Origin of the sequence: Porticoccus sp. Uisw_050_02, from assembly GCF_047729555.1 — a bacterium.
In the GTDB taxonomy this organism is placed as follows: domain Bacteria; phylum Pseudomonadota; class Gammaproteobacteria; order Pseudomonadales; family Porticoccaceae; genus Porticoccus.
Map to the genome: position 1 here is coordinate 338,924 of NZ_CP159825.1, position 25,156 is coordinate 364,079.

Sequence of the window (25,156 nt, forward strand, 5' to 3'; positions counted from 1 at the left end):
CTTTGTGAGCATCCCTTCAAGCAAGATAGGATTTTGTTTTGTTGAGCTATAGGCACTCATATCATGCTGGAAATTTTGCCGATGTGCTGAAACATATTGTTCTCGTTGAAATATTTGATTACCTGACTAAAAAAGATAAATCTTTTGATTATGTTGACACACATGCGGGAGCTGGCTTGTTTAACCTCAACTCAAGTCATGCGACAAAATTAGAGGAGCACATCCAGGGAATCGATAAGATTCACAGAAAGGATTGGCCAGAACTTTCTAAATACTTTGAAGTCATTGATGCTTGCAATAACTTTCCATCGGCGACTCTTTATCCGGGGTCGCCATTGATTGCTCAGTATTTTTTGAGGGCACAAGATAAGGCTTGGCTCTATGAGCTTCACCCAAGGGATTTTCAACTACTGGAGGCCAATATAGCGCATGATCGTCGTGTAAGAATATATGATCAAGATGGCTTTTCCGGGTTGCTAGCTTTACTGCCACCTATTTCGCGTAGAGGACTGATTTTGATTGACCCTTCATACGAAGTTAAAGTTGATTATGAGAGGGTTTACGAAATCACTAGCAAGGCTTATAAAAAATTCTCAACGGGAATTTATGTAGTTTGGTACCCAGTGGTGAGCAGAGACAAAATTGATCGACTGGAAAAGAAATTTATTAAAAGTGGAATTAACAATATTCAGCGCTTTGAGGTTGGCATTGATCAAGATTCTGATACAAGAGGCATGACTTCTTCTGGTATGTTCGTGATCAACCCGCCATGGCGGCTTTTTGGGAAAATGGCTACAATTTTACCAAGGCTATCAAAATCATTGAGTACTGCGGACAACGCTCTTTTTAGATGTGACGTTCTGGTGGCTGAATAGAGAGAATGTCTCTGGCTATAATTCATGACCTATATTTTTGTGATTAGTTTAAAAAAATATGATAAATCTCCATAATTTGACAACTTAAGAAAAAAGAGTGTTGACAAGCCTCTACTCAGGTGAGATTAGATGAACTTAGATGCGTATTTTCAGTTATTAAAGAGTTCCCCAGATAAGATATTCTTTCATGATACTATTTCTATTATCGATACATATTACCACTTCAAAGAAACTGCGTTTTCAAATGGCGAGGCTGTGAATAATAAAGGGGAGAATAGTAGCTCTTGTAAGATATTCGCATTTGGCCATCTTAGTGGACTGACTGAAAATCAAGTACTGCAATGTTTTGGTGATTTTTATCGAAAAGGTGTGCTGGAAACCCCTTTCGCAGACACCCATCAAAATATAAGAAATTTTATGCAATATGGATGAGTAGGGGTTAAATTTGAGGCTGAAGCCTTAATTTTGAAATAGGTTTTTTTTGTTAACAAAATAGATCCTGCATTGCTTTATAGACTTAAAATTAACAAAAGATAAAAATTATGGATATAAGAAATGAGGCGCGCAAGCATCTTTTAAGTTCTTTGCTGAAAGTACTGGATGACAGTTATACGCAGAACGAATTAGAAAACTTCTCTATCCTTATGTATCAGGATGCCGAACTTGAGGAAATAAGGAAAATGGTTTCTAAAATAATACAACCGATCCGTCAATTTGGTATCTCGAAGAGAAAACATCTTGGAGAAGAAGATAGAGTTTGGATTAAAGGGGTAGTTGCTGATCTGAAATCTACCTGTGTTTATGAATGATCAGTCGCTTGGTTGGCTAGGCTTGCTACTAAAAACTATAAATTCTTATAGTCGATTGAAGTTAAATAAAATGTTTTGTGAGGGGAAGTATTGATACAACCTGCGCGCATAAAACCAAATATCAGGCATCGTCAAGTAGATCTAGAGCTTGGCCATTTTGACAACAAATTGCCCAGCTTGCTGAGAAAAATATATTTAGGTCGTCAGATTTTCAGAGAAGAAGAGTTAGATCGCTCTCTAGCAGGTTTATTTCTACCCAACAGCCTGAAAGGGCTAGAAGAAAGCATAGGGCTTCTGGAGGAGGCGCTAGAGCAGCAGCAGCGCGTATTAATAGTGGGTGATTTCGATACTGATGGGGCCACCAGTACGGCGCTTGCTATGTTGGCTCTTCGTGCTATGGGAATGAAATATGTAGATTTCATCGTTCCTAATCGTTTTGAGTTTGGTTATGGCTTGACTCCTGAGATTGTTGATATAGCAAAGCAACGAAATCCCGACCTTATCATTACAGTAGATAATGGCATATCTAGCATTGAAGGTGTCATTGCAGCGAAGGAGGCCGAGATCAAGATACTGATAACTGACCATCATTTGCCAGGACCTCAGTTGCCAGCTGCAGATGCCATCTTAAATCCAAATCAACATGGCTGCGATTTTCCATGCAAAAATCTTGCTGGCGTTGGAGTAGTGTTTTACCTGTTAAGTGCCCTGAGAAGAAGGTTGCGTGAGACTGGCTGGTTCGAGGGCAATGATATTGTTCCTCCAAATATGGCAGAGTGGCTTGACTTAGTTGCACTTGGGACTGTAGCGGACGTTGTTCCTCTTGACCACACCAACAGAATACTAGTGCATCAGGGGTTGTTACGTATACGTTCTGGGAGATCGAGGCCGGGGTTGCAGGCATTATTAGCTTTGGCAGACAAAGACCCCAAAAAGTTAGTTGCTACTGACTTAGGCTTTATCGTAGGGCCACGACTGAATGCCGCTGGCCGGCTAGATGACATGAGTATTGGCATTGCATGTCTCCTAGAAAATGACCCTAGTACCGCAACAGAGTATGCGCTGCAGCTTGATCAGCTTAATCTTGAGAGAAGAAAGATTGAAGCAGGCATGCAGGAAGAGGGGGTTGCAATTCTCAATCATCTCGAAATAGACCAGAAGACACTACCCTGGGGACTATGCTTATTTGACAGCAATTGGCACCAAGGAGTGATCGGCCTGCTTGCATCTAGAATTAAAGATCGCGTGCATCGTCCAGTCATTATTTTTGCTGATGCCGGCGGGAATGATGATACAAAAGAATATAAGGGATCTGCGCGTTCAATTCTTGGATTGCATATTCGTGATGCTTTAGAGGCAGTAGCAACAAAGCATCCAGGGCTAGTAAGCAAGTTTGGAGGGCATGCGATGGCAGCAGGTTTGAGTATTAAAGCGAAAGATTATAGTACCTTTTCTGAGGCCTTTGATCTAGAAGTTAGGCGCCAATTGACGCCTTCTGATCTAGAGGCTGAAATATTCGTAGACGGTGAGCTAACACCGGAAGAATTGAATCTACAGAATGGGCTCCTAATAAGAGAATCTGGCCCCTGGGGGCAACAATTTCCAGAGCCGTTATTTCAAGGAACATTCTATATTGCTAGTCAGCGTATTGTGGGTGAAAAACACCTTAAGCTGCTACTATCAGTAGACAGCAATCAACGTCAGCTAATTGATGCCATCGCATTTAATGTAGATATGAATAGCTGGCCTGACGAAAAAAAAGAAAAAGTGCAGATCGTTTACAAGATGGACATTAATTTTTGGCAAGGAAGAGAATCATTGCAGTTAATAGTCGAATCTTTCATTTTGTAATTATACTTGATTGAGCTCAATGCTTAGTTTTTACCAACTTCAAGTTCGAGCCATCGTTCTGAGGCAGCATATAGAGCCCCTTGTTTTTTTGCCATGCCATCCAATACAGATTGTGTTTCTATGAATGGCTTAAGGTAAAATTCCGGTGTGGTAGTTTGCTTCTGTATGGCAGCTATCTCTTCTTCTAGTTTTTCGATAAGCGTCGGTAGCATGTCAAGTTCACGCTGTAGCTTGTAACTTAGCTTGGTTGGCATTATTTTTTTTGCATTGATGCTGGTTGAGTTGCTGGGATTATCATCGAGCTTTGTTTTAGTATTTTCATTGTCAGCAATTTTTAGCACTTTGCCGTGATTTTCCCAGTCACTATAGCCTCCTAGATATTCTTGGATTTGTCCTTCTTCTTCAAAAACTAATACGCTTGTGACAACGTTATCAAGAAATTTACGGTCATGACTAACAATAATCAGCGTTCCTTCGTACTCTACCAGTTGTTCTTCAAGCACCTCAAGCATTTCTATATCAAGGTCATTTGTTGGTTCATCTAGTATTAGCAGATTGCTGGGTTGCGTGAACAGCTTAGCCAGAAGAACTCGATTGCGTTCGCCTCCAGAGAGTGCTTTTACTGGAGTCATGGCGCGTTTGGGGGAGAACAAGAAGTTACGCAAATAGCCTATAATATGACGCTCTTTGCCGTTAATTTTTATGTATTCTTTGCCGTTACCTACATTTTCGGCAATAGTTTTCTCGGTATCTAGCTCTCGATGTATTTGATCGAAATAACCTATTTCTAGGTTGGTGCCTAGCTTCACGGAGCCTTTGTCAGGAATTATTTGTCCTAAAAGAATTTTAAGTAGAGTAGATTTCCCTACGCCATTATTGCCAATCAGACCTATCCGATCGCCTCGCCGTATCTTGATATTGATATTATCCATGAGGATCTCACCGTTATACCCATGACAAAGACTACGTGCCTCAACTACCTTTCGACCAGATTGATCTGATGTTTCGACACTAATTTTAGCTTTCCCTTGGCGGCTAGATCTTTGCATACGCTCTTCTCGCATTGTTAGCAGTGCGCGTACACGCCCCTCATTTCGTGTGCGCCTAGCTTTAATACCTTGACGGATCCAAACCTCTTCTTCTGCTAAACGTTTGTCAAATAGAGCATTACGAGTCTGCTCATGCTCTATTGCTTTTTCTTTGAGAAGCAAGTAATTATTAAAGGTCCCAGGCCAGCTGATCAGTCGGCCAAGCTCTATTTCCACGATGCGCGTTGCTAGCTTCTGTAGAAAATTTCGATCATGAGTAATAAAGATGACGCTGCCTTGGTATCCCCTCACTTTATGCTCCAGCCATTCAATTGTACTAATATCTAAATGGTTGGTTGGCTCGTCTAGCAGTAATAGATCCGGGCTGGAAACCAGCGCTTTGCCTAGAGCAACCCGACGCCGCCAGCCTCCAGAAAGCTCAGCTAGTGTTTTATTAGCAGGAAGATCTAGCTGGCTAATAATAGTCTCAACTTGCTGATCAATCTGCCAGCCTCCGCCGGCATCAATTTGTGCCTGTAGTTGCTCCAGTTCACTTAGTCCTCGCTTATCCAGAGCCTGTACCGCAAGCTGATTAAATTGATCAATTAGTGCTTGCTGATCGGCTAGACCATCCTTAATGACATCAAAAACTTTGCGATCAACAGCTGTCGGCAGAGCTTGCTCTAGCTGACTAATGCGTAAGTGTTGCTTATAGTGGAGTTCACCAGAATCAGGTTTAACTTCTCTATTGATAATTTTAAGTAAAGTCGATTTTCCAGCTCCGTTTCTCCCGATTAAGCAGATTCTCTCTCCTGGTTCTACGGAAAAACTGGTATTATTGAGTAATGGCAAATCGCCAAATTCAATAGATATATCATCGAGACGGATTAAACTCATAATTAACTCTAATGCTTATGTGATTGGTGATATTAATAAACGCGAATTTTAACAGAGTTTTTGATTTTCGTGCCAATGTACGTGCAATCTATGAGAATAGTTGTGCCTAAGGTTGTTATTGGGTGATTTTTTAGCCTTGTCGTTTGTTTGAATGCCTAAGTAGGTAGAGAAGGAGCTAGGATTCCGATAGAATTCGCTTCCTGTTCTAATTTTCAGGTGTCAGTATTTAATGGAAATCAATCCTATTAAAAATACCCTCAAGGATCTTCAGTTAAGAACTGATACGCTCAGGGGGTATCTTTGACTATACCAACAAAAAAGATCGTCTTGTTGAGGTTGAGTTAGAGTTAGGGGATTCTGATGTTTGGAGCGATGCTACTCGCGCTCAAAATCTTGGCCGTGAGCGATCGGCCCTTGAGCTGGTAGTCAAAACCATAGATGCATTAGATTTAGGTGTTTCTGATGCTTGGGAGTTTCTAGAAATAGCGTTTGAGGAAAAAGATGCTGACGCCATTCAGTCGATAGAGTCCGAGCTGGTTGTCCTGTCAGACCAGCTGGCTAAACTCGAGTTCCGTCGAATGTTCTCTGGTCCAATGGATCAAAATAATGCTTATTTGGACATTCAGTCAGGTTCTGGTGGAACTGAAGCTCAAGATTGGGCGGAGATGGTTTTGCGTATGTATCTTCGCTGGGGTGAAGCTAAAGGCTTTACGACAATCTTGGAAGAGGCTTCTCCTGGGGAAGTCGCTGGCATCAAAAGCGCCACAATACATTTTGAGGGCGAGTATGCTTTTGGGTGGCTACGCACAGAAACAGGGGTGCATCGATTGGTTCGAAAGTCTCCGTTTGATTCAGGAAATCGCAGGCATACTTCGTTTTGTTCTGTTTTTGCGTCTCCAGAAATAGATGATGATGTTGAGATTGATATCAATCCAGCAGATGTAAGAACGGACACGTATCGAGCCAGTGGCGCTGGGGGTCAGCATATCAACAAGACAGACTCAGCAGTACGGTTGACACACCTACCGACAGGGGTGGTAGTTCAGTGCCAGAGTGAGCGCTCTCAGCACCAAAATCGAGATAATTGCTGGAAAATGCTTAGAGCAAGACTCTATGAGCAGGAAATGTTTAAACGAAGCGAGGCCGCCCAAGCATTAGAAGACTCTAAGTCAGACATCGGATGGGGCAGTCAGATCCGTTCTTATGTTTTAGACGACCAAAGAATAAAAGACTTAAGGACTAACGTCCAGACTAGTAACTGCAATTCAGTTCTGGATGGAAACTTAGACCAATTTATAGAAGCTTCACTAAAAGCAGGTTTGTAAATAAACAGGTCTTGATTGAAAATACAAATTTTGCAGACATAATAATTCAGAATTGAATCGACCGGAAAACATATGAGCAACGAATCACCACAAGATGAGAATAGATTGATTGCCGAAAGAAGGGCTAAATTGGCGCTAATTCGTGAACAGGCTGCCGCCAATAATGTTAGTTCTTTCCCTAATGATTTTCGGCGTACATATTTAGCTGGTGATCTGCAAGACCGGTATGCGTGCGAATCCAAGGAAGCTCTTGAGGCCAAAGGGCATCAAGTGAGTGTCGCTGGTCGGGTGACTAGGAATCGCGGTGCTTTTATGGTGATCCAGGATATGTCTGGAATGATACAGCTTTATGTGGCCAAGGAAGCGCGCCCTTTCGCCAAAAGCCTGGATCTTGGTGATATTGTGGGTGTGAGCGGGGCGCTACAAAGATCTGGCAAAGGTGATTTGTACGTTAGCATGGATAAAAATTTTCTGCTAACAAAATCATTGAGACCTCTTCCCGATAAACATCATGGCCTATCAGACCAAGAGACGAGGTATCGACAACGTTATGTTGATTTGATTGTTAATTCTGAATCCCGCGATGTGTTTAAAATTCGCTCGCAAGTGATTAATTTCATCCGTTGTTATCTGAATGATAACCATTTTATGGAAGTAGAAACACCAATGCTTCAAACGATCCCTGGTGGCGCCGCCGCTCGTCCTTTTGTTACACACCATAATGCTTTAGATCTTGATATGTATTTGCGTATAGCGCCAGAATTATATCTCAAGAGATTGGTAGTTGGAGGTTTCGAGAGAGTATACGAGATTAATCGTAATTTCCGTAATGAGGGGCTGTCTACTCGTCACAATCCTGAATTCACTATGCTTGAATTTTATCAAGCTTATTCAGACTATATTGACTTAATGGATATGACAGAAGATATGTTGCGTAAACTAGCTCTTGCAGTATTGGGGAGCTCCAAAGTTGGCAATACACTCAAGAATAAGGAAGGCGAGGTGATTCAGGAGAAGATCTATGACTTCTCTAAACCATTCCAAAGAATTTCAGTTTTTGACTCTATCTTGAAATTTAACCCTGATATTTCCAAAGAAGATCTAGACGATGATGTTCAAGCTCGAAAAATAGCAGTAGCTTTAGACATTCCCCTAAAAGATATCTGGGGTTTGGGTAAGGTGCAGATCGAGATTTTTGAAAAAACTGTAGAGCACTTACTGGATGAGCCAACTTTTATTACAGCATATCCAACAGAGGTTTCGCCTCTTGCGCGTCGTAGTGATACTAATCCGTTTGTAACCGATCGATTTGAATTTTTTGTGGGTGGAAGAGAGATAGCTAATGGTTTTTCTGAGCTCAATGATGCAGAAGATCAAGCAGAAAGGTTCCATCAGCAGGTAGCCGAAAAAGATGCTGGAGATGACGAGGCTATGCACTATGATTCGGATTATATTAGAGCGCTAGAGTACGGGTTACCGCCGACTGCTGGAGAAGGAATTGGTATTGATCGTTTAGTGATGCTCTTAACCGACTCTCCATCGATACGGGATGTTTTATTATTTCCGCATATGCGCCCAGAATAGATTTAAAATACTCGCTTGTAGGCTGAAAACGGGTTTTTCAAAGATTAGCAATATTTTCTTTCTGTTGTACAAGTTTTGCAGAAGTTGCTTCTAGCTCATCCAGTCGATCCCTTTCTTTTGCGACAATTGCTGGAGGAGCCTTTTCGACGAATGATTCGTTGTTCAATTTCCCTTTTATATTTTTTGCTTCTTTTTGAATTTTCTCTAGCTCTTTGCCAAGTCGTATAGTTTCTGCTGCTTTGTCAATTAATCCAGTCATTGGTACAAGAATTTCCATTGCACCCACTAGTGCTGTTACAGACGCTGGGACGGTTTCCCCAGGAGAAAGCCATGTTATTGTCTCTAGGCGCGTGAGTTTCATCAAGAAAGGCCTGTTTTCATCTAAGCGGCATTTGTCTTCTTTTGATCCGTTGCGCAAATAAACTGTTAGCATCTTAGCTGGAGATATATTCATTTCACCGCGTATATTGCGAATGCCAATAACAGCATTTTTAAGCCATTCGATGTTCATAATAGCTTCATCATCTATGAGCGTATTATCTGAAACAGGGTATGACTGAAGCATAATAGTATCGCCTTTAGCCCCTGCTAAAGTTTTTATCTGTTGCCAAATTTCCTCCGTAATAAATGGCATAAATGGATGAGTCATTCTAAGGGTGGCCTCTAAAACTCGAACGAGTGTACGACGAGTTCCCACCTGAAGGCGGGGATTAGAGGTATCATCCCATAAAACAGGTTTCGATAGCTCCAGATACCAATCACAGTACTCATTCCATATAAATTCATAAATAGCTTGAGAGGCCAGATCAAACCTGTAGTCGGCAATTGCCTCTGCAACTGTGCTTTCAGCCTGTTGTAAGCGACTAATAATCCATCGATCTGGAAGGGAGAGCTCATAGTTATCATGATTATTTTGACCGCAGTCCTGATCCTCTGTATTCATTAGCACATAGCGCGCAGCATTCCATATCTTGTTACAGAAATTACGAAAACCTGCAATTCTTCCTACATCAAAATTAATGTCTCGCCCGGTTGATGCCAGGGAGTAATAGGTAAAGCGAAGTGCGTCTGTGCCATAGGCCTCTATGCCATTCGAAAATTCTTTGCGCGTTTGCTTGTCAACCTTTTCACATAGCTGGGGTAGCATCATCCCTGATGTGCGTTTGGCGACCAAGGGCTCTAATTCAATGCCGTCAATCAGATCAATAGGATCAATCACATTTCCTTTAGATTTAGACATTTTTTCGCCATGACTGTCACGCACTAAGCCATGAACGAAGACTGTTTTAAACGGAACATCATTCATGAAGTAGAGACTCATCATGATCATTCTGGCAACCCAAAAGAAAATAATATCGAATCCAGTTACCAGGACGCTTGTGGGGTGATATTTTTTTAGAAGCTCGGTAGTCTCTGGCCAGCCAAGAGTACCAAAAGTCCATAGACTCGATGAAAACCAAGTGTCTAAAACATCGTTATCTTGTGTGAGTGCTATATCGCTAAGATTATTTTTATTGCGCACCTCTTGTTCAGACCGGCCAACATAAACATTTTCTTTATCGTCATACCAAGCGGGAATACGATGTCCCCACCAAAGTTGACGAGATATACACCAGTCTTGAATGTCTCGCATCCAAGAAAAGTACATATTTTCATATTGTTTTGGTACAAACTCGATGTCACCGCTTTCAACTACAGCAACCGCTTTTTTTGCTAGAGGAGATGTTTTTACATACCACTGATCTGTAAGATATGGCTCTATGACAACCCCAGAACGATCGCCACGAGGTATTTTTAGTTTGTGGGCATCAATTTTATCAAGCAATCCTAGACTATCTAAGTCGGTTATAATTTTTTCTCTAGCGGCAAATCTGTCCATTCCTACATATACAGCGGGTACATTTTCATTTAATTCAGCATCATGGTTAAATATATTGATTATGGGTAAGTTGTGACGCCGTCCCATTTCGTAGTCGTTGAAGTCGTGTGCTGGAGTAATTTTTACGCAACCCGTACCAAAATCTTGGTCAACATAGTCATCAGCAATTATTGGAATTTTTCGGTTGGTGAGAGGCAGTGTAATATGCTTACCAATAAGTTTTTTGTATCGCTGGTCCTCGGGGTGTACAGCGACAGCAGTATCCCCTAGCATGGTTTCTGGACGAGTAGTGGCCACAGTTAGAGATCCACTGCCATCTGATAATGGGTATTTAAAGTGCCACAAATTTCCATCTTCTTCTTTGGAAATTACTTCAAGATCAGAGATAGCGGTATGTAATTTAGGGTCCCAATTTACGAGTCTTTTTCCCCGATAGATGAGATCGTCTTCATACATTCTAATAAAAGCTTCTTGAACGGCTTTATAAAAACCGTCATCCATAGTAAAGCGTTCGCTTGACCAGTCTGGTGAGGCACCTAATCGGCGAAGTTGTTTGGTGATTGCCCCGCCTGATTCTTCTTTCCAATCCCAAATTTTCTCAATAAACTTTTCCCGACCTAAATCATGGCGAGTTACATCCTCGCTATTGAGTAGTCGTTCCACTACCATTTGGGTGGCTATTCCAGCGTGATCTGTGCCAACCTGCCAAAGAGTATCGTTACCCTTCATTCGCTGGTAGCGTATCAAGGCATCTATGATGGCTTCTTGAAAACCATGACCCATGTGTAGACTGCCGGTGACGTTTGGCGGCGGTATCATTATGCAATATGGCGAAGCCCCATGGCCTGAAGGCTTAAAATAACCATTTTTTTCCCAGATTTGATACCACTGGATTTCAATATCTTTAGGACAGTAAGTTTTTTCCATGGGTGCTCGTTTCATTATTAAAAAAATGGTGTGATTTGTTTCATTTTCGCTTGCTGAAGAAACTAATACCGTATCTGTAAAAGGCGTAAATTATAAAGGGATAGATATGACTACGTCGATGAACTTATGTTCAATATTACTTTTTAGCTAGCCGGTTCGAGTTAAGTCATGGTACTTAATAGGGTATCCTCGGCCCTGATAAAAACTGTAACGCTGACGTTTTTTTTCAATTACTTGCGCATCATCATACACAATTTCTACCACTTTTCGAAAGCGAGAAAACCAGTCAGGCGTAACATGACTGGACATATTAATAAGTAGTGCGTCATGGTTTCCTGGATCTAAATGATGACTAATAGAAATAGGAGCAGATGGAGATTCTTCAATCTGATGGGGAAGAAAAGCAGTCGCCTTGAAACCCCACAGCTCTTCATTAATTTTTTCCGATATAGCTTCTTCCGGTGAATGAATAAGTACGGGCAGGTCTTGCTGAAAAGCTTTTTCAGTTAATTTGCAAGCAAGCAATATGGCTGCATCATAGTCTCCCGTAATGCGATAAAAAATAATATTAGTCATTGCTAGCTTCTTTTATTAGAAATTCAGCCAATAAAGGCACAGGCCTGCCAGTGGAGCCTTTGTCAGCTCCACTTTTCCATGCTGTCCCAGCGATATCTAGGTGAGCCCAGGCACCATTCTTGATGAAACGAGCAAGAAAGCAAGCAGCAGTAATTGTACCGGCTGTTCGCCCCCCGATGTTAGCCATATCAGCAAAGTTACTTTTTAGCTGCTTGTCGTATTCACCCCAAAGAGGTAACCGCCAAACCCTGTCGCCACTAGAGTTACCAGCAATTTCTAGACTCTCTGCGAGCGCATCATTATTGCTGAGTAGGGCGCTAGCATGACCGCCTAAAGTCATTACACATGCGCCTGTCAAGGTTGCAATATCTATCATGATTTTTGGTTTATATCGGTTCGCATATGTGAGTGCATCACATAAAATTAGTCGTCCTTCTGCATCAGTATTTAAGATCTCAATAGTTTGACCAGACATACTTGTAACGATATCACCAGGTTTGATTGCGCTACCTCCCGGCATATTTTCTACGGCAGGTATTATACCAACTACATTCAGGCGAAGATTCATGTCAATTAGCATAGAAAAAATCCCTAGAACGCTAGCTGCACCACACATGTCATATTTCATTTCATCCATGCCAGCGCCAGACTTTAGGCTTATTCCTCCGGAATCAAAAGTAACTCCTTTCCCGACAAGTGCGACAGGACTATCTTTTTTATTAGCCCCAAAGTATTGCAAAATAATCATTTTAGCAGGCTGCTGAGTACCCGCAGTGACTGATAGCAGAGACCCCATTCCAAGAGTTGTCATTTCTTTTTCATTTAATATTTTACAGGCAACCTGAGGATGTTGGGCTGCAAGTTTTTCTGCCTCTGTGGCTAGATAGGAAGGCGTACATATATTCCCTGGTAGATCACCCAGATATCGAGACAGATTTACCCCCTTTGCTATCGACGAACCTAAAATACATGCTTGCTTAATTTTTTGTAAATCTACCGCCGATGATAGGGCAAGAGTAACTTTTTTTAGGGATGGAATTTTTTTGATACTAGTTTTAAGAGAGCCAGAAGAATAGTTTTGTTCGCCCAGAATTCGAGAAAATTGTTGTGCCTCCCATGTCTTTTCTCGTCCGCAAATAGCTATGTCTTCTAGTGATATCAATGCATCCTTGATAGGTAAACCAATAAGTTTACTTCCAACACTTGTCGCAAGCTTAATAAATGACTGCTCATTAAGTGATTTCTCGCCACTGCTAAATATTAGTAACCTTTTCGCTTGTAGTCCATCAGGATTATTAATTACGATTGAGCTGCCTATAGTTTCCTTAATATCACCGCTTTCTTTTAATTTTTTGATCAAATCCTCTATTGTGGTGTCTATATGTTTTGGTGACTGCAAGGGGGGATCATCTTGTTGATTCCCAAGAACTAGCACTAGGCAGTCAGTTTTTTTGGTAAGAAGGTCGCAGGCAGCGGCAGTAAGTTGCATTGTTTCTCCAAAGTTTAGTTGGTGAGAGGTTTAAATCGACGTACACTTAGCAAGATGAGCCCCTTTGAGTATCAAAGACCGTCGGAATATAAGTTTATATTAAAACATAACAGGAATTTTTATATTGCTCATTTTTCGTTATCTTGCGCGTGACTTTTTAGCGTCTGCATTTGCAGTTTCCGCGGTACTCCTGATGATCGTCATGAGCGGCCGTTTTGTTAAATATCTTGCAGAGGCTGCTGCGGGTGACATGGACGCAGGAATCCTTTTTTCTCTTATTGGCGCCCGTCTTCCTGGTTTTTTGGAATTAATTATACCTCTTGCGTGCTTTTTGGGAATCCTTTTGGCCTATGGGCGCCTATATGTTCAAAATGAAATGACAGTCATGATTGCATGCGGTATGAGTGAAAACAGATTAGCGGCTTATACATTGGCCCCGGCGCTAATAGTGGCGCTCCTGGTGTCCTATCTGAGCCTTTATGCTACGCCTAATGGCACACGGGCGGCTGGAATACTTATTTCGGATCAAAATGCTCGCGGAAACTTGGATGGCATGGCTGCTAATCATTTTTACCCACTCCAAAAGGGAAAAGGAGTGACTTATGCTGAAAAAATAAATGAGGATGGCGTGATGCTTGACGTCTTTCTTGCTGAGCATCACCCTGATGCTGAAGATGGAAAACAGCTGGTCCTAATTGTTTCCGAAACTGGTGAACAAAAGAGTGATGATGATGGCGTAGACTACCTTGTTCTTCGGGATGGTTATCGCATTCAGGGGATGCCCGGACAAGCAGATTATCAGATGACCCGTTTTGAGGAATACGGGCAATCTATGCAAAAGCAGGATTCGAGTCGCCGTGTTAGAAAAAAAACTGATACGCTTTCTACCTCGGAGTTAATGGCCTCTAAAGAGTTACCGCATATAGCCGCTTTGCAGTGGCGTTTTTCTGTTCCCATTTTAGTGCTGGTGATGAGTCTGATAGCTGTTCCCTTAAGTAAAACAAACCAAAGACAAGGAAGCTTTTCTAAGATAATACCAGCAGTATTGCTTTATATGGTTTACTTGGTGATGCTAAATAGTGCCCGCGGTGCGGTAGAAGAAGGGGCTCTCCTGCCTGCGGTTGGGTTATGGGTTGTCCACGCATTGTTTGTATTGATTGCTTTATTTTTGCTGTTCTTTCAATCTATTAAGCTAAAGATAAAACAGCGTAATATCTTGGTAGCCAAGTGATGAATCGGAATTTCTTTTTGCGCCTTGTAGGAAAATTATCTACTTTTGTATCGAATAAAAAACTACCGACATACGCAGCAAAATATTTTCGAAATCAAGAAGTATTTGAAGTTAGTTTTTTTCATAGATGGGAGAAATTGCGTGCCTTTGTACTAAGGGATTTTAAGTCGATGAAAAGGCTGTCGACTTACATAGCAATTTCGGTTATTGGCTCCATAGGCCTAGTGTTATTAATTATAGTTATTCTTGATGCCATCGGCGCCATGATTGACGGGGTGGGGGACATCACCATAGAGTATACTTTTGCCCAGATGGTTGTTTATGTTGCGTTAACTATACCCGCTAGAATTTATGAATTTCTTCCTACAGCCTCTTTGATTGGATGCCTTGTTGGTCTGGGCGGCTTGGCAAATAATTCTGAATTGATCGTAATTCGTGCTGCTGGTGTACCATTGCTTCGTATTGTGTGGATAGTTCTTCGTCCAATTATGGTGCTAGTTTTACTTGGTGCGATGTTTGGTGAATATGTTGTTCCTTATTCCGAGAAGTATGCTGAGAGCCGACGGATGCTTTTAACTAAAGGAAAATTATCCCAAGGATCTGCTAGCGGTCTTTGGAATAAAGAAGGCAATGAATTTATGCATTTTGATGCAATTTATCCTGGCGGGATATTATTTGGGGTAACTCGCTATCAGTTTGATGATAATCACGTTTTAAAGAAGGCTAGCTTTGCAGGTAGAGCTTCATTTCAAGGTGAAACCTGGGTAGAAGAGCTTGGAGCAGTAACCTATTTTGAAGGAAATAGCACTCGAGTAGAAACGTTTGTAACACAAGATTGGAGCACTGAGTTATCACCAGAGTTGCTGAATATAGCTTCACTGCCTTCTGATTCTCTTTCCATGCGAGATCTTAACAAACATAGCAATTATTTAAGACATCAAGGGCAGGATGCCTCTAGGTATGAGTTAGATTTTTGGCGAAAAGCTTTACAACCACTGACAGTGATCAGTTTGATCCTGATCGCAAGTTCGTTTATCTTTGGGCCATTACGCCAAGTCTCTATGGGCTATCGTATCTTTGCTGGAGTAGTGGTGGGAATTGTATTTAGAATCAGTCAAGATCTACTTGGTCCTGCTAGTATTGTGTTTGGGCTCTCTCCTTTTATCGCAGTTATTTTTCCTGCAATGGTGTGCACCTTTATAGGGATTATATTATTGAGACGAGCCTCCTAAGAATGACTCCAGATAATTAGCCTCATCGCCACATAAGCTTTGATTGAATGCTTAGGCTGCGTTATTTTTTAGCTAAAACTATGACTCTAGTTTGGCTATAAATATCATGAAAACACCTTCCTTTCTTGTCAATTATGCACCACAAATAGCCGACCCCAAGAGATACCAATGAAATATGCGCAAGAATACAGCGCAACCAACATCTTTCCCAAGAAAGAGGTTTCTGGTCATAATCTTGCAGTTGAAGCCTCCATGACTTCATCCCTAATGTTTGTCCGTTGCGATGCCAGCACCATACATAAAATGATGCACAGCTTAGCCACATACCCAGAGTGATGATGCTTTGGGCAACATCACTCGGCGCCTGTAATGTGTCGTCTCCCGCTAAGCGCCTTAAGATAAAAACAATAATTCCAAAAGCAAAAATAATACCTACAAGCAATAAAGAGTCGTACAGCATAGCCATGAGTCGCCGAAAAAGATTTGCGGATATTTTTAATTTAGTGGTCTCTTTGTTCATGTTTAACACTCTTTAGGTCGAGTATAATTGTATCTCTTGTGAGCAATAAATACATTGACATCATTTGGACTTTCTTAGTATTGCATTTGCACTGAATGTACCTTTTACTTGGGTAGGTTATAAAATCATAAGGCTGAAATATGAGCAAAATTTTAATTGAAAAAAATCATAATATGGATGAGCTACAGCTACAGGATCTAATTGAAAGGCTCGGCAAAAAACTCAAAGATAAATTTGGTGGAGATTATCAGCTAGAGAGCAATTTGGCTCATTATGCTTATCACGGGGCAGACGCTAAAATAAGTTTTGATAAGTCCATGGTAAAAGTTGAGGTTAAGCTAGGACTTCTAATGAGCGCGATCAGGGGAAAAATAGAGTTAGAGATAAATAGTTATTTGGATGATTACATTACATAAATAATCTCTTTCTTGGTACAAAAAGAAAAATCTATTGCGGATTACATACCCCAAAAATCCTCATTTGCCTACCTTTATGGCCCACGTCTACATCAAATTTCATAGGGGCAATGCCGGTATGAATCACAAATTCCCGAGATACGACCTTATATGTAAACATGACGGTGTCGCTTCTTGCTTTAATTTGATTTCCATTTCTTTGTATTATAGTTAATGGGATCGAACCGAAACCGTTAACGCTAGGGTTAGTTACAACAATTTTTTCCCCATTAATTGTAAATTTGACAGTGCCTCCAGGCATATCGATAGATCTGCCAGCCCCGGTTTTGTATACTTCCTTCACGGGGCAAGTGTAAAGTTCTCCATCATTGGCGTAAGAGTTCGCCGTAAAAAAGAAAAGACTAGACAGCACAATCAGTGCAAATTTGTTCATAAAAATTATGTCTCATGATGTAGGCATTAGCTTGGTTGACACATGGATGATGGCTAAATCCCAGTATTTTTTTACAACAACTCAAATCATAGCCTATCTTACACAAGTTATCTTCATATAAAAAATAGTTGGCTTTTTGCTGCACAAAGAAGCTCTTATAATTTGAAGCATATAAAGCTTCTAGTCCTTTGTAGTCTTCCTTCAGTGGTCTTTAGGGCAGGATTGAATTATCAATTTGGAAAGTCCCATCGATCTTCTGTGCCCACCCAAAAAACTAGCACAAAAGATTCTACTAGATATTCACAGGTGAACTTCCAGATTTCTAAGCTAAAAAAAGGACGTCTGCTAGCAAGGATAGGGCTGATAAGGCCGAGAAAGCTATAAGTTCTCTTCGTGAGGAATTAGTAGAACTAGGCGAGTTCAAGAAGACGGTTGCTCAACTCTCCTTTTTAATCCAAGCACATCAGACATTAGCGGTTGTAGCTAAATATTAGGCAGGCGCCAAGTCTTGATAGAGCGCCTTTGCGGCCAGCCTCAGAGAGGATTTGATGAGTGACTTCTGAGTTGACATATGGCTTTTAGCACCTATTGCCACCAGATTGCTTCAAAAGTGCCCGGATATTTTTCGGGTATCTTGCTATCTAATAGGTTATTTTAAAAACGATACCAAAAAATATACCAACAATTATTTCAGGCTGCCAATGTATGACAAAGTCTAATACTAGACAGCTGTATTATTAATTAATTAAATCATATACTTACTTTAAAGTTAAAATTTACTAAAGAGCCATATGGACAGGCTTGGACTAAAGAAAAATAAGGAGTGGTACCAGAGGCCGGACTCGAACCGGCACGCTTTTAAGGGCGGGGGATTTTGAATCCCCTGTGTATACCAATTTCACCACTCTGGCACGGAGCACGATTATAGCAGTGACCTTCGTAGAAGCAAGTGAGAATATACCGCTCGCCTAACGGAGCGCTTAATCTCAGAGACGCTAGCTATGGACTCCTATTTCTATTACCCTTGCGGACTTTGCATTCAATGAGAGCGACATACAACCTGTTATGCGACGAGAATATTTTAACTACGAATTACCAGTCGACCTAATAGCCCATGAGCCAAGCGTTGAGCGCAGAGGAAGCAGAATGCTGATTCTGGGGTCTCAGGATGGGCAAATTAAGCATAAATCATTTTATGAAATTGTCTCTTTAGTGAAGCCTGGAGACTTGATGGTTTTTAATGACACTAAGGTTATACCTGCAAGATTATTTGGATTAAAAGATACTGGCGGCAAGATAGAAATGTTGGTAGAAAGACTGGTTGACGACCAAAGAGTTTTAGCTCATTTGCGTGCCAGCAAGTCGCCTAAAGTTGGCACAGTAATCATATTTGATGGTGGAATTGAAGCTATAGTTGAAACCCGTCAAGAAAGTTTATTTATGGTTAGATTTCTTAGCGACCAATCCGTGATGAACATACTTGAATCTACAGGCCATACACCTCTTCCTCCTTATATAGAACGAGCTGACCAAGCTGTTGATAGGGAGCGTTATCAGACGGTGTATGCTAGAACACCTGGCGCAGTAGCTGCACCAACTGCAGGACTGCATTTTGATTTAGAGATACTAGAACAACTGTCCCTCTTGGGTGTTGACATGGCATATGTCACATTGCATGTCGGTGCTGGAACATTTCAGCCTGTGCGCGTTGATAGCATTCATGAGCATGTAATGCACTCAGAAGTGATAGATGTACCTTTGAGTGTTTGCGAAAAAGTAGTAGCAACACGCCAGCGAGGAGGGCGTGTAATTGCTGTTGGAACGACTAGTGTCCGCTGCCTAGAAAGTGCAGCTGCTGATGGAGTCCTTAGGCCCATGAAGGGTGAAACAGATATATTTATTTATCCCGGCTATGAATTTCAGGTGGTGGATGCCATGGTGACAAACTTTCATTTGCCTGAGTCTACACTATTAATGCTAGTTAGCGCATTTTCAGGATATTCTGAGATAATGAACGCTTACCATCAAGCTATTGACAAAAAATACAGATTCTTTAGTTATGGCGATGCCATGTTTTTAACTCGTAACTTAAATGCAGTCAACGAACTACCGATCACCAAAGTGTATTCAAGGGATATTTTAAATGAGACGTAAGTGCTTAATGTCTTTTGAGTTGGACGCTACAGACGGCAATGCTCGGAGAGGTAGACTTAAGTTTCCTCGAGGCAATGTAGAAACACCCGCTTTTATGCCTGTTGGGACGTGCGGCACAGTGAAAGGTATGTTGCCACGAGATATTAAAGATATTGGCGCCCAAATAGTTTTAGGTAATACTTTTCATTTGATGTTGAGGCCTGGAACAGAGGTAATCAAATCTCATGGAGATTTGCATGATTTTATGCAGTGGCATGGTCCAATCCTTACTGACTCTGGAGGCTTTCAAGTTTTCAGCTTGGGATCGATTCGAAAAATTACTGATAAAGGCGTCTCTTTCCGCTCTCCTGTTGATGGCAGCCCAGTGTTTTTGGACCCAGAGACCTCAATGCAGGTCCAAAAGGACCTGGGAGCTGATATTGTAATGATCTTTGATGAGTGCACGCCTTATCCTGCATCAGAGAAAGACGCGCGAGCCTCTATGGAGCTATCTTTACGTTGGGCAGAGCGCAGTAAGAAAGCACATGACGATAGTTCTTCCGCATTATTCGGAATTGTCCAAGGTGGCATGTATGAAAATTTACGCGAATTATCTTTAACGGGTCTTGAAAAGTTAGAGTTTGATGGTTATGCCGTTGGTGGCCTTTCTGTGGGCGAGCCCAAAGAAGACATGCTTAGGGTGTTGGATGCACTGACACCTAAAATGCCCAACAATAAGCCCCGTTATTTGATGGGTGTGGGGAAACCATTGGATATTCTGGAGGCAGTAAAGCACGGTATTGATATGTTTGACTGCGTTATGCCTACACGTAATGCACGTAATGGCCATTTATTTACTAGTTGTGGTGTGGTTAAAATTAAAAATGCACAATATCGATATGATGTTGGGCCGTTAGACAAAAAATGTGATTGCTACACCTGTAAAAATTTTAGCCGCGCATACCTCCATCATTTAGAGAAATGTGGAGAAATGCTTGGAGCGCAGTTAAATACTATTCATAACCTACGTTATTATCAGAATTTCATGACAGATGTACGCCAAGCGATAAAAGAGCATCGATTAGATGATTTTTCAGCACAATTTTATCAGGAACAAGGACTTTAATTAATTAAAGGACAACCAATGGCAGCTGCCTGCTGCTTTTTCAGTAAGAGCTGATTGATTTTATTTTATTAAGTGTAGCATTGAAAAAAAGAGTAGTTTTTCAGAGACTCTTACTTTAAAAGCCTAAAAATAATCTTTAGCAGGCCTCACAAGAAGACTGTTTTCAGCCTATAATGCGAGCCTTGATCATTTTTATGCCACACAAAGAACAATTTTATGAATAATTATCCTTTAAAGACTTATCTTTTTATTCTTGTAACCATAGTTATGAGTGTTGTTTATGCCTTACCTAATCTTTTTGCGGCAGACCCTGCATTACAAATCTCTGGGCAGAACGGAGAAATGGTAATTGACCAGCCGGTGATGGATAAAATTACAAATGCATTAAGAGTGGCGAATATTGAATATTTTGGTGAAGAAGTAAGTGGAGAAAACGGCCTCCTTCGCTTAAAAGATATTGATCAGCAGTTGCCTGCAAAGCGAGTTATTCAGGATAAGCTTGGCCCTGATTATATTGTTGCATTAAATTTGGCTCCAACAACTCCAGAATGGTTGTCTAAATTTGGAGCCTCTCCAATGAAGCTCGGCCTTGATCTTCGAGGAGGAGTCCACTTTTTGCTTGAAGTAAATACTGATGAGGTTGTAGAAAAGCAAATGGAGACCACGGTTACCCAAGTGCGTGCTGCTATGCGAGAAGAAAAACTACGTTACGAGTCTGTAAAAATAGTGAATGGGAGGTTAATAGTCAGTGTTTTTAAAACTAAGGCTGAGGCAGAGAAAGCAAGCAGTATTTTGCGTAATAAATTTAGAGGCATAACTAGAAAGAGCACTGAAGAAAACGGTTTTTTTATCATTCACTCTGAAATGCTGGAATCAGAAATTAAAAAAATTGAAGACTACGCTATTAACCAAAATTTAACGACATTGCGTAATCGTGTGAATGAATTAGGAGTGTCAGAGCCAGTTGTTCAGCGCCAGGGAAGAAATAGAGTTGTTGTCGAGCTACCTGGCGTGCAGGATACTGCCGAGGCTAAACGAATTATTGGTAAAACGGCAAATTTAGAGTTCAGGTTAGAGGCGGAAGCTGGATCTACCAATCGCGAAAGATTTGAATTCAGTGAAAACTATGTCCGCGACAGAGGGATTAAAGACGCTTTTTTAAAGCGCACGGTGGTAATTACAGGTGATCATGTGTCCAAGGCTTCTGCCGGTTTTGACGAGCAAGGAACTCCCAATGTGAGTATTACCTTAAATAGTAAAGGTGGCGCCAGAATGCACCGCATATCTAGAAATAATATTGGACGTCGTCTGGGGGTCCTGTTTATTGAATACAAGGTAGGAAGAAAATATGACACTGATGACACTGGTAAGCGGGTAGCCGTTTCTGAGCGCTATGTCGATAAGAAAATTATCAATTTGGCGACTATTCAGAGCGCCCTGGGTGTTGGTTTTCAAATTACCGGCTTGACTAGTCCGCGTGAAGCTTCTGAGTTAGCATTATTTTTGAGGGCGGGCGCTATGGCCGCCCCAATGTATTTTGTAGAAGAGAGGACTATTGGTCCATCGCTGGGAGCTGAAAATATTTCTTTGGGTGTCAAATCTGTAACGATTGGTATGCTTCTTGTAATTGCTTTTATGTTAATTTATTACAAGCTATTCGGTCTTTTTGCTAATATCGCTTTGACTTTAAACTTATTGATTTTGATGGCCTTCATGTCACTGCTTGAGGCAACTTTAACATTACCTGGTATTGCCGGCATTGTTTTGACAGTAGGGATAGCGGTAGATGCAAATGTGCTTATATTTTCGCGAATCAAAGAAGAGCTAGCCTCCGGTTTACCTGCTCAGTCTGCTATTAATGCTGGATACGATCGAGCCTTTGTTTCAATTGTAGATGCTAATGTAACAACTCTTATAGTTGCTATTATTCTTTTTGTTATTGGGTCTGGCCCCGTACAGGGGTTTGCGGTGACTCTTTCCATCGGTATTTTAGTGTCCATGTTTACGGCTATTATTGTCACCAGAGCGTTAGTTAACTTGAGTTATGGTAATCGCACCATAGAAAAAATCTGGATTTAGGAAAGCTGATATGATCACTGATAGTGTTGTTAATTTTATGGGTCAGCGGAAAGTAGCGTTCATTCTTTCTATTTTTCTAATTATTGGATCTATTGTTTCTTTTGGCACCAAAGGGTTGGTTCTAGGGTTAGATTTTACTGGTGGCACTCAGATTGAAGTGGGCTATCAAGAGTCAGCTAATTTGATAGATATCCGAGCCCAGCTAACTAAAGCCGGCTTTGAGGCTCCCGTTGTTGTCCACTTTGGGTCTGAGAGAGATGTCCTTATTCGCATGCAGGGAAAGCCTGAATCAGGCTTGTCTGATGCGGTCCTACAAGCACTTCAAACCAACCAGCCTAATGTTGTTTTACGTCGAGTCGACTTTGTGGGGCCTCAGGTAGGGGAAGAGCTACGAGAGGATGGTGGCCTTGGCATGCTTGTAGCCTTGCTGGTTGTTATGATGTATATCGCTATTCGGTTTCAATATAAGTTTTCTTTAGGTGCGGTCGTTGCGCTGGCTCACGATGTAATTATCACCCTTGGATTTTTCTCCGTTACCGGCTTGGAATTTGATCTTACTGTTTTAGCTGCAGTATTAGCAGTTATAGGATATTCGCTGAATGACACCATAGTTGTATCTGACAGGATTCGAGAAAATTTACGATTGTTGCGTATTTCTAATATCGAAACAGTAATTAACAAATCATTAACCCAAACTCTTGGTCGCACCTTAGTAACATCCCTGACTACACTGCTGGTGCTAGTGTCATTATTCTTATTTGGTGGAGAGTTGATTCATAATTTTGCTATTGCGTTAATAGTGGGTGTTTTTATTGGAACTTACTCGTCAATTTATGTGGCATCAAACATGCTTCTTACCTTAGGCCTACAGCGAGAAGATTTAATGCCTTCTGAAAAAGAGGACGCAGAGATAAATGAGCTACCCTAGCTAAATAAAGCGGCGCTTATTGATCTGATTAATGGCTTAGCGTTTTATATTCTGGAGTAAAAATTGATTGAGATCTGTGAGAGAGATATTCTGGTTTTCTGAATATCGGCGATTGCGGTATTCAACGACTCCTTGCTCTAAACTTCTTTCCCCAACCACTATGCAATGAGGTAGGCCGATAAGCTCAACGGTTGATAACATGACGCCTAGGCGCGATTTGTCTTGATCCATAAAGAGAACATCGAACCCTAAACCTACAAGCTCAGAGTGAATTTTTTCGCAAACTATTTTTACTTGCTCAGATTTTTGCATATTGATAGGGATCAATGCAATTTGAAAAGGCGCCAATGCATCTGGCCATACAATACCGCTGGCATCATTATTTTGCTCAATAGCAGCAGCTACAATTCTACTGACCCCGATTCCATAGCAACCCATAAACATCGTCTGTTCCTTACCTTCTTCGTTGAGCACTGTTGCGTTCATAGTTTTACTATATTTAGCCCCCAGTTGAAAGATATGCCCAACCTCTATACCACGCTTGATATCTAATACTCCTCGACCATCTGGACTAGGGTCTCCTTGGACGGCATTCCTAATATCTTCGACTCTTACATCTGGGCAGTCGCGCTCCCAGTTGACTCCTGTAAGATAGAAACCATCTTTGTTAGCTCCACATGTAAAGTCAATTAACTGGCTAGCAGCATGGTCAGCAATCACAGGGATGTTAAGACCTACCGGTCCCAAGAAGCTGATATCACAACCGAATTGTTTTTTGATGATCTCTTGGCTCGCTAAAGTCAGTGGTGATTTGATGCCACTAATTTTTTGAGATTTAACAGTATTGAGCTCATGATCATCACGCAAGATCAACGCCGCTAATGGATTGATCGAAATAGCCTGATCATCGTTAGATAGTATTATATCGGGCTCAGCCAGCACAATTATTATCTTAATTGTTTGGACTTTATCTGTATCTGGGAGCTTATTTGTCCCTACAGTACTATGTTGGTGTGATATTTCAATTTTTTGTAGTTGCTGTCTGTTGTTTGAGGTCTTTTTCTCTAGGTTAACCGCTTTAGTTGTCTCAATGTTCGCTGCAAAATCACTTTTAGTTGAAAAAGCAATAGCATCTTCACCGGATGCGGCCAAAACGTGAAATTCATGTGAATGATTTCCGCCAATGCTACCAGTGTCAGCAATAACAGACCTAAAATCTAAGCCTATTCGTTTGAAAATATTAGTATAGGTTTGATGCATCAACTCGTATGTGTGGCGAAGACTTTCTTCAGAGGCATGAAAAGAATAAGCATCTTTCATTAAAAATTCTCTAGATCGCATAACGCCAAAACGAGGACGTCTTTCGTCCCGAAACTTAGTTTGTATTTGATAAAAAGTAACGGGTAGTTGTTTGTAGCTTTGAATTTCGTGCCCAACCAAGTCAGTGATGACCTCTTCGTGAGTTGGGCCTAGGCAAAAAGATCGATCATGCCTATCTTTTATTCGAAGAAGCTCTGGGCCGTACTCTTTCCAGCGACCTGATTTTTTCCAAATTTCGGCAGGTTGGGTTATAGGCATCAGGACTTCTTGCGCCCCAGATCTATCCATTTCTTCTCTAATGATAGCTTCCACTTTGCGTAGCACGCGTAATCCTATGGGAAGCCAGGTATATAGGCCTGAGGTTAACTTTCGAATCATTCCTGCTCGCAACATTAGCTGATGGCTAATGACTTCTGCATCAGAAGGGATTTCTTTCTTTGTGGTAATGAGAAATTTGCTAGCGCGCATAATCTATTCTTTATCTTGGCGGTTAACGCA

20 protein-coding genes and 1 tRNA gene are annotated in these 25,156 nt (G+C 41.3%); 13 read left to right on the plus strand and 8 right to left on the minus strand.

Going from position 1 to position 25,156, the window contains the following annotated elements; genetic code table 11:
* The first annotated feature begins 41 nt into the window (after positions 1 to 41).
* The 4 genes from ABXT41_RS01625 to recJ all read left to right on the plus strand — a co-directional run bounded on the left by ABXT41_RS01625 (position 42) and on the right by recJ (position 3,535).
* Entirely contained in the window at positions 42 to 875 is an 834-nt protein-coding gene (locus tag ABXT41_RS01625) for a 23S rRNA (adenine(2030)-N(6))-methyltransferase RlmJ (protein ID WP_415391100.1), read from the plus strand.
* Between the two features lie 129 nt (positions 876 to 1,004).
* Positions 1,005 to 1,307, plus strand: a complete 303-nt coding sequence (locus tag ABXT41_RS01630; protein WP_415391101.1) for a HopJ type III effector protein — start codon at positions 1,005 to 1,007, stop codon at positions 1,305 to 1,307.
* Positions 1,308 to 1,417: 110 nt separating this feature from the next.
* Complete coding sequence (locus ABXT41_RS01635) at positions 1,418 to 1,684, plus strand: hypothetical protein (protein WP_415391102.1); 267 nt, start codon at positions 1,418 to 1,420, stop codon at positions 1,682 to 1,684.
* A gap of 90 nt (positions 1,685 to 1,774) precedes the next feature.
* Positions 1,775 to 3,535 carry a single-stranded-DNA-specific exonuclease RecJ gene (gene recJ, locus ABXT41_RS01640; RefSeq protein ID WP_415391103.1) on the plus strand — a complete coding sequence of 587 codons (1,761 nt, stop codon included), beginning with the start codon at positions 1,775 to 1,777 and terminating at the stop codon, positions 3,533 to 3,535.
* A gap of 23 nt (positions 3,536 to 3,558) precedes the next feature.
* On the opposite strand, the gene ABXT41_RS01645 is transcribed toward recJ, so the two are convergent.
* Positions 3,559 to 5,460, minus strand: coding sequence for an ATP-binding cassette domain-containing protein (locus tag ABXT41_RS01645; RefSeq protein ID WP_415391104.1), 1,902 nt, complete (start codon positions 5,458 to 5,460; stop codon positions 3,559 to 3,561).
* Between the two features lie 229 nt (positions 5,461 to 5,689).
* On the opposite strand from ABXT41_RS01645, the gene prfB reads away from it, so the two are divergent.
* Together prfB and lysS are read left to right on the plus strand one after the other, a co-directional pair.
* Positions 5,690 to 6,785, plus strand: a protein-coding gene (prfB, locus tag ABXT41_RS01650) for a peptide chain release factor 2 (protein ID WP_415391105.1) whose coding sequence is annotated in 2 segments (ribosomal slippage) — positions 5,690 to 5,761 and positions 5,763 to 6,785 — 1,095 coding nt in all. Because the reading frame shifts where the segments join, the coding sequence is not laid out codon by codon here.
* Between the two features lie 72 nt (positions 6,786 to 6,857).
* On the plus strand, positions 6,858 to 8,369 hold the full coding sequence (lysS, locus tag ABXT41_RS01655; protein WP_415391106.1) for a lysine--tRNA ligase: 1,512 nt from the start codon (positions 6,858 to 6,860) through the stop codon (positions 8,367 to 8,369).
* Positions 8,370 to 8,406: 37 nt separating this feature from the next.
* Here the strand turns inward: lysS and ABXT41_RS01660 are convergent, their stop codons facing one another.
* The 3 genes from ABXT41_RS01660 to ABXT41_RS01670 all read right to left on the minus strand — a co-directional run bounded on the left by ABXT41_RS01660 (position 8,407) and on the right by ABXT41_RS01670 (position 13,240).
* Positions 8,407 to 11,175, minus strand: a complete 2,769-nt coding sequence (locus ABXT41_RS01660; protein WP_415391107.1) for a valine--tRNA ligase — start codon at positions 11,173 to 11,175, stop codon at positions 8,407 to 8,409.
* A gap of 147 nt (positions 11,176 to 11,322) precedes the next feature.
* The gene (locus ABXT41_RS01665) at positions 11,323 to 11,751 is read right to left on the minus strand and encodes a DNA polymerase III subunit chi (protein WP_415391108.1); all 429 of its coding nucleotides are present in this window, start codon (positions 11,749 to 11,751) and stop codon (positions 11,323 to 11,325) included.
* Positions 11,744 to 13,240, minus strand: a complete 1,497-nt coding sequence (locus tag ABXT41_RS01670) for a leucyl aminopeptidase (protein WP_415391109.1) — start codon at positions 13,238 to 13,240, stop codon at positions 11,744 to 11,746. Before ABXT41_RS01670 ends, ABXT41_RS01665 begins: the two co-directional genes overlap by 8 nt.
* Positions 13,241 to 13,364: 124 nt before the next feature.
* On the opposite strand from ABXT41_RS01670, the gene lptF reads away from it, so the two are divergent.
* The gene (lptF, locus tag ABXT41_RS01675; RefSeq protein WP_415391110.1) at positions 13,365 to 14,471 is read left to right on the plus strand and encodes an LPS export ABC transporter permease LptF; all 1,107 of its coding nucleotides are present in this window, start codon (positions 13,365 to 13,367) and stop codon (positions 14,469 to 14,471) included.
* Positions 14,471 to 15,703, plus strand: a complete 1,233-nt coding sequence (gene lptG, locus ABXT41_RS01680) for an LPS export ABC transporter permease LptG (protein ID WP_415391111.1) — start codon at positions 14,471 to 14,473, stop codon at positions 15,701 to 15,703. Before lptF ends, lptG begins: the two co-directional genes overlap by 1 nt.
* A gap of 61 nt (positions 15,704 to 15,764) precedes the next feature.
* On the opposite strand, the gene ABXT41_RS01685 is transcribed toward lptG, so the two are convergent.
* The gene (locus ABXT41_RS01685) at positions 15,765 to 16,223 is read right to left on the minus strand and encodes an RDD family protein (RefSeq protein ID WP_415391112.1); all 459 of its coding nucleotides are present in this window, start codon (positions 16,221 to 16,223) and stop codon (positions 15,765 to 15,767) included.
* Between the two features lie 140 nt (positions 16,224 to 16,363).
* On the opposite strand from ABXT41_RS01685, the gene ABXT41_RS01690 reads away from it, so the two are divergent.
* Positions 16,364 to 16,639, plus strand: a complete 276-nt coding sequence (locus ABXT41_RS01690; protein WP_415391113.1) for a polyhydroxyalkanoic acid system family protein — start codon at positions 16,364 to 16,366, stop codon at positions 16,637 to 16,639.
* A 31-nt stretch (positions 16,640 to 16,670) separates the two neighbouring features.
* Here ABXT41_RS01690 and ABXT41_RS01695 read toward each other — a convergent pair whose 3' ends face one another.
* Positions 16,671 to 17,072, minus strand: coding sequence for a hypothetical protein (locus ABXT41_RS01695; RefSeq protein ID WP_415391114.1), 402 nt, complete (start codon positions 17,070 to 17,072; stop codon positions 16,671 to 16,673).
* An 824-nt stretch (positions 17,073 to 17,896) separates the two neighbouring features.
* Positions 17,897 to 17,983, minus strand: a tRNA-Leu gene (locus ABXT41_RS01700).
* Positions 17,984 to 18,137: 154 nt separating this feature from the next.
* On the opposite strand from ABXT41_RS01700, the gene queA reads away from it, so the two are divergent.
* From queA to secF, 4 genes are all read left to right on the plus strand, one after another.
* On the plus strand, positions 18,138 to 19,226 hold the full coding sequence (queA, locus tag ABXT41_RS01705) for a tRNA preQ1(34) S-adenosylmethionine ribosyltransferase-isomerase QueA (RefSeq protein WP_415391115.1): 1,089 nt from the start codon (positions 18,138 to 18,140) through the stop codon (positions 19,224 to 19,226).
* Positions 19,216 to 20,331, plus strand: coding sequence for a tRNA guanosine(34) transglycosylase Tgt (tgt, locus tag ABXT41_RS01710; RefSeq protein WP_415391116.1), 1,116 nt, complete (start codon positions 19,216 to 19,218; stop codon positions 20,329 to 20,331). The genes queA and tgt overlap by 11 nt, the downstream gene beginning before the upstream one ends.
* Before the next feature lie 216 nt (positions 20,332 to 20,547).
* On the plus strand, positions 20,548 to 22,410 hold the full coding sequence (gene secD, locus ABXT41_RS01715; RefSeq protein WP_415391117.1) for a protein translocase subunit SecD: 1,863 nt from the start codon (positions 20,548 to 20,550) through the stop codon (positions 22,408 to 22,410).
* Between the two features lie 10 nt (positions 22,411 to 22,420).
* Positions 22,421 to 23,338 (plus strand): protein translocase subunit SecF, encoded by a 918-nt coding sequence (gene secF, locus ABXT41_RS01720; protein ID WP_415391118.1) that lies wholly within the window; start codon positions 22,421 to 22,423, stop codon positions 23,336 to 23,338.
* 36 nt (positions 23,339 to 23,374) lie between these two features.
* On the opposite strand, the gene ABXT41_RS01725 is transcribed toward secF, so the two are convergent.
* Complete coding sequence (locus ABXT41_RS01725) at positions 23,375 to 25,126, minus strand: proline--tRNA ligase (protein WP_415391119.1); 1,752 nt, start codon at positions 25,124 to 25,126, stop codon at positions 23,375 to 23,377.
* Positions 25,127 to 25,156: the final 30 nt, after the last annotated feature.

What these genes read in the sequence shown, in the direction of transcription:
- ABXT41_RS01630 (WP_415391101.1), top strand. Translation starts at nt 1,005, where the DNA reads ATGAACTTAGATGCGTATTTTCAGTTATTAAAGAGTTCCCCAGATAAG.
- ABXT41_RS01635 (WP_415391102.1), top strand. Translation starts at nt 1,418, where the DNA reads ATGGATATAAGAAATGAGGCGCGCAAGCATCTTTTAAGTTCTTTGCTG.
- ABXT41_RS01645 (WP_415391104.1), bottom strand. Translation starts at nt 5,460, where the DNA reads ATGAGTTTAATCCGTCTCGATGATATATCTATTGAATTTGGCGATTTG.
- lysS (WP_415391106.1), top strand. Translation starts at nt 6,858, where the DNA reads ATGAGCAACGAATCACCACAAGATGAGAATAGATTGATTGCCGAAAGA.
- ABXT41_RS01660 (WP_415391107.1), bottom strand. Translation starts at nt 11,175, where the DNA reads ATGGAAAAAACTTACTGTCCTAAAGATATTGAAATCCAGTGGTATCAA.
- ABXT41_RS01665 (WP_415391108.1), bottom strand. Translation starts at nt 11,751, where the DNA reads ATGACTAATATTATTTTTTATCGCATTACGGGAGACTATGATGCAGCC.
- ABXT41_RS01670 (WP_415391109.1), bottom strand. Translation starts at nt 13,240, where the DNA reads ATGCAACTTACTGCCGCTGCCTGCGACCTTCTTACCAAAAAAACTGAC.
- lptG (WP_415391111.1), top strand. Translation starts at nt 14,471, where the DNA reads ATGAATCGGAATTTCTTTTTGCGCCTTGTAGGAAAATTATCTACTTTT.
- ABXT41_RS01685 (WP_415391112.1), bottom strand. Translation starts at nt 16,223, where the DNA reads ATGAACAAAGAGACCACTAAATTAAAAATATCCGCAAATCTTTTTCGG.
- ABXT41_RS01690 (WP_415391113.1), top strand. Translation starts at nt 16,364, where the DNA reads ATGAGCAAAATTTTAATTGAAAAAAATCATAATATGGATGAGCTACAG.
- ABXT41_RS01695 (WP_415391114.1), bottom strand. Translation starts at nt 17,072, where the DNA reads ATGAACAAATTTGCACTGATTGTGCTGTCTAGTCTTTTCTTTTTTACG.
- queA (WP_415391115.1), top strand. Translation starts at nt 18,138, where the DNA reads ATGCGACGAGAATATTTTAACTACGAATTACCAGTCGACCTAATAGCC.
- tgt (WP_415391116.1), top strand. Translation starts at nt 19,216, where the DNA reads ATGAGACGTAAGTGCTTAATGTCTTTTGAGTTGGACGCTACAGACGGC.
- secD (WP_415391117.1), top strand. Translation starts at nt 20,548, where the DNA reads ATGAATAATTATCCTTTAAAGACTTATCTTTTTATTCTTGTAACCATA.
- secF (WP_415391118.1), top strand. Translation starts at nt 22,421, where the DNA reads ATGATCACTGATAGTGTTGTTAATTTTATGGGTCAGCGGAAAGTAGCG.
- ABXT41_RS01725 (WP_415391119.1), bottom strand. Translation starts at nt 25,126, where the DNA reads ATGCGCGCTAGCAAATTTCTCATTACCACAAAGAAAGAAATCCCTTCT.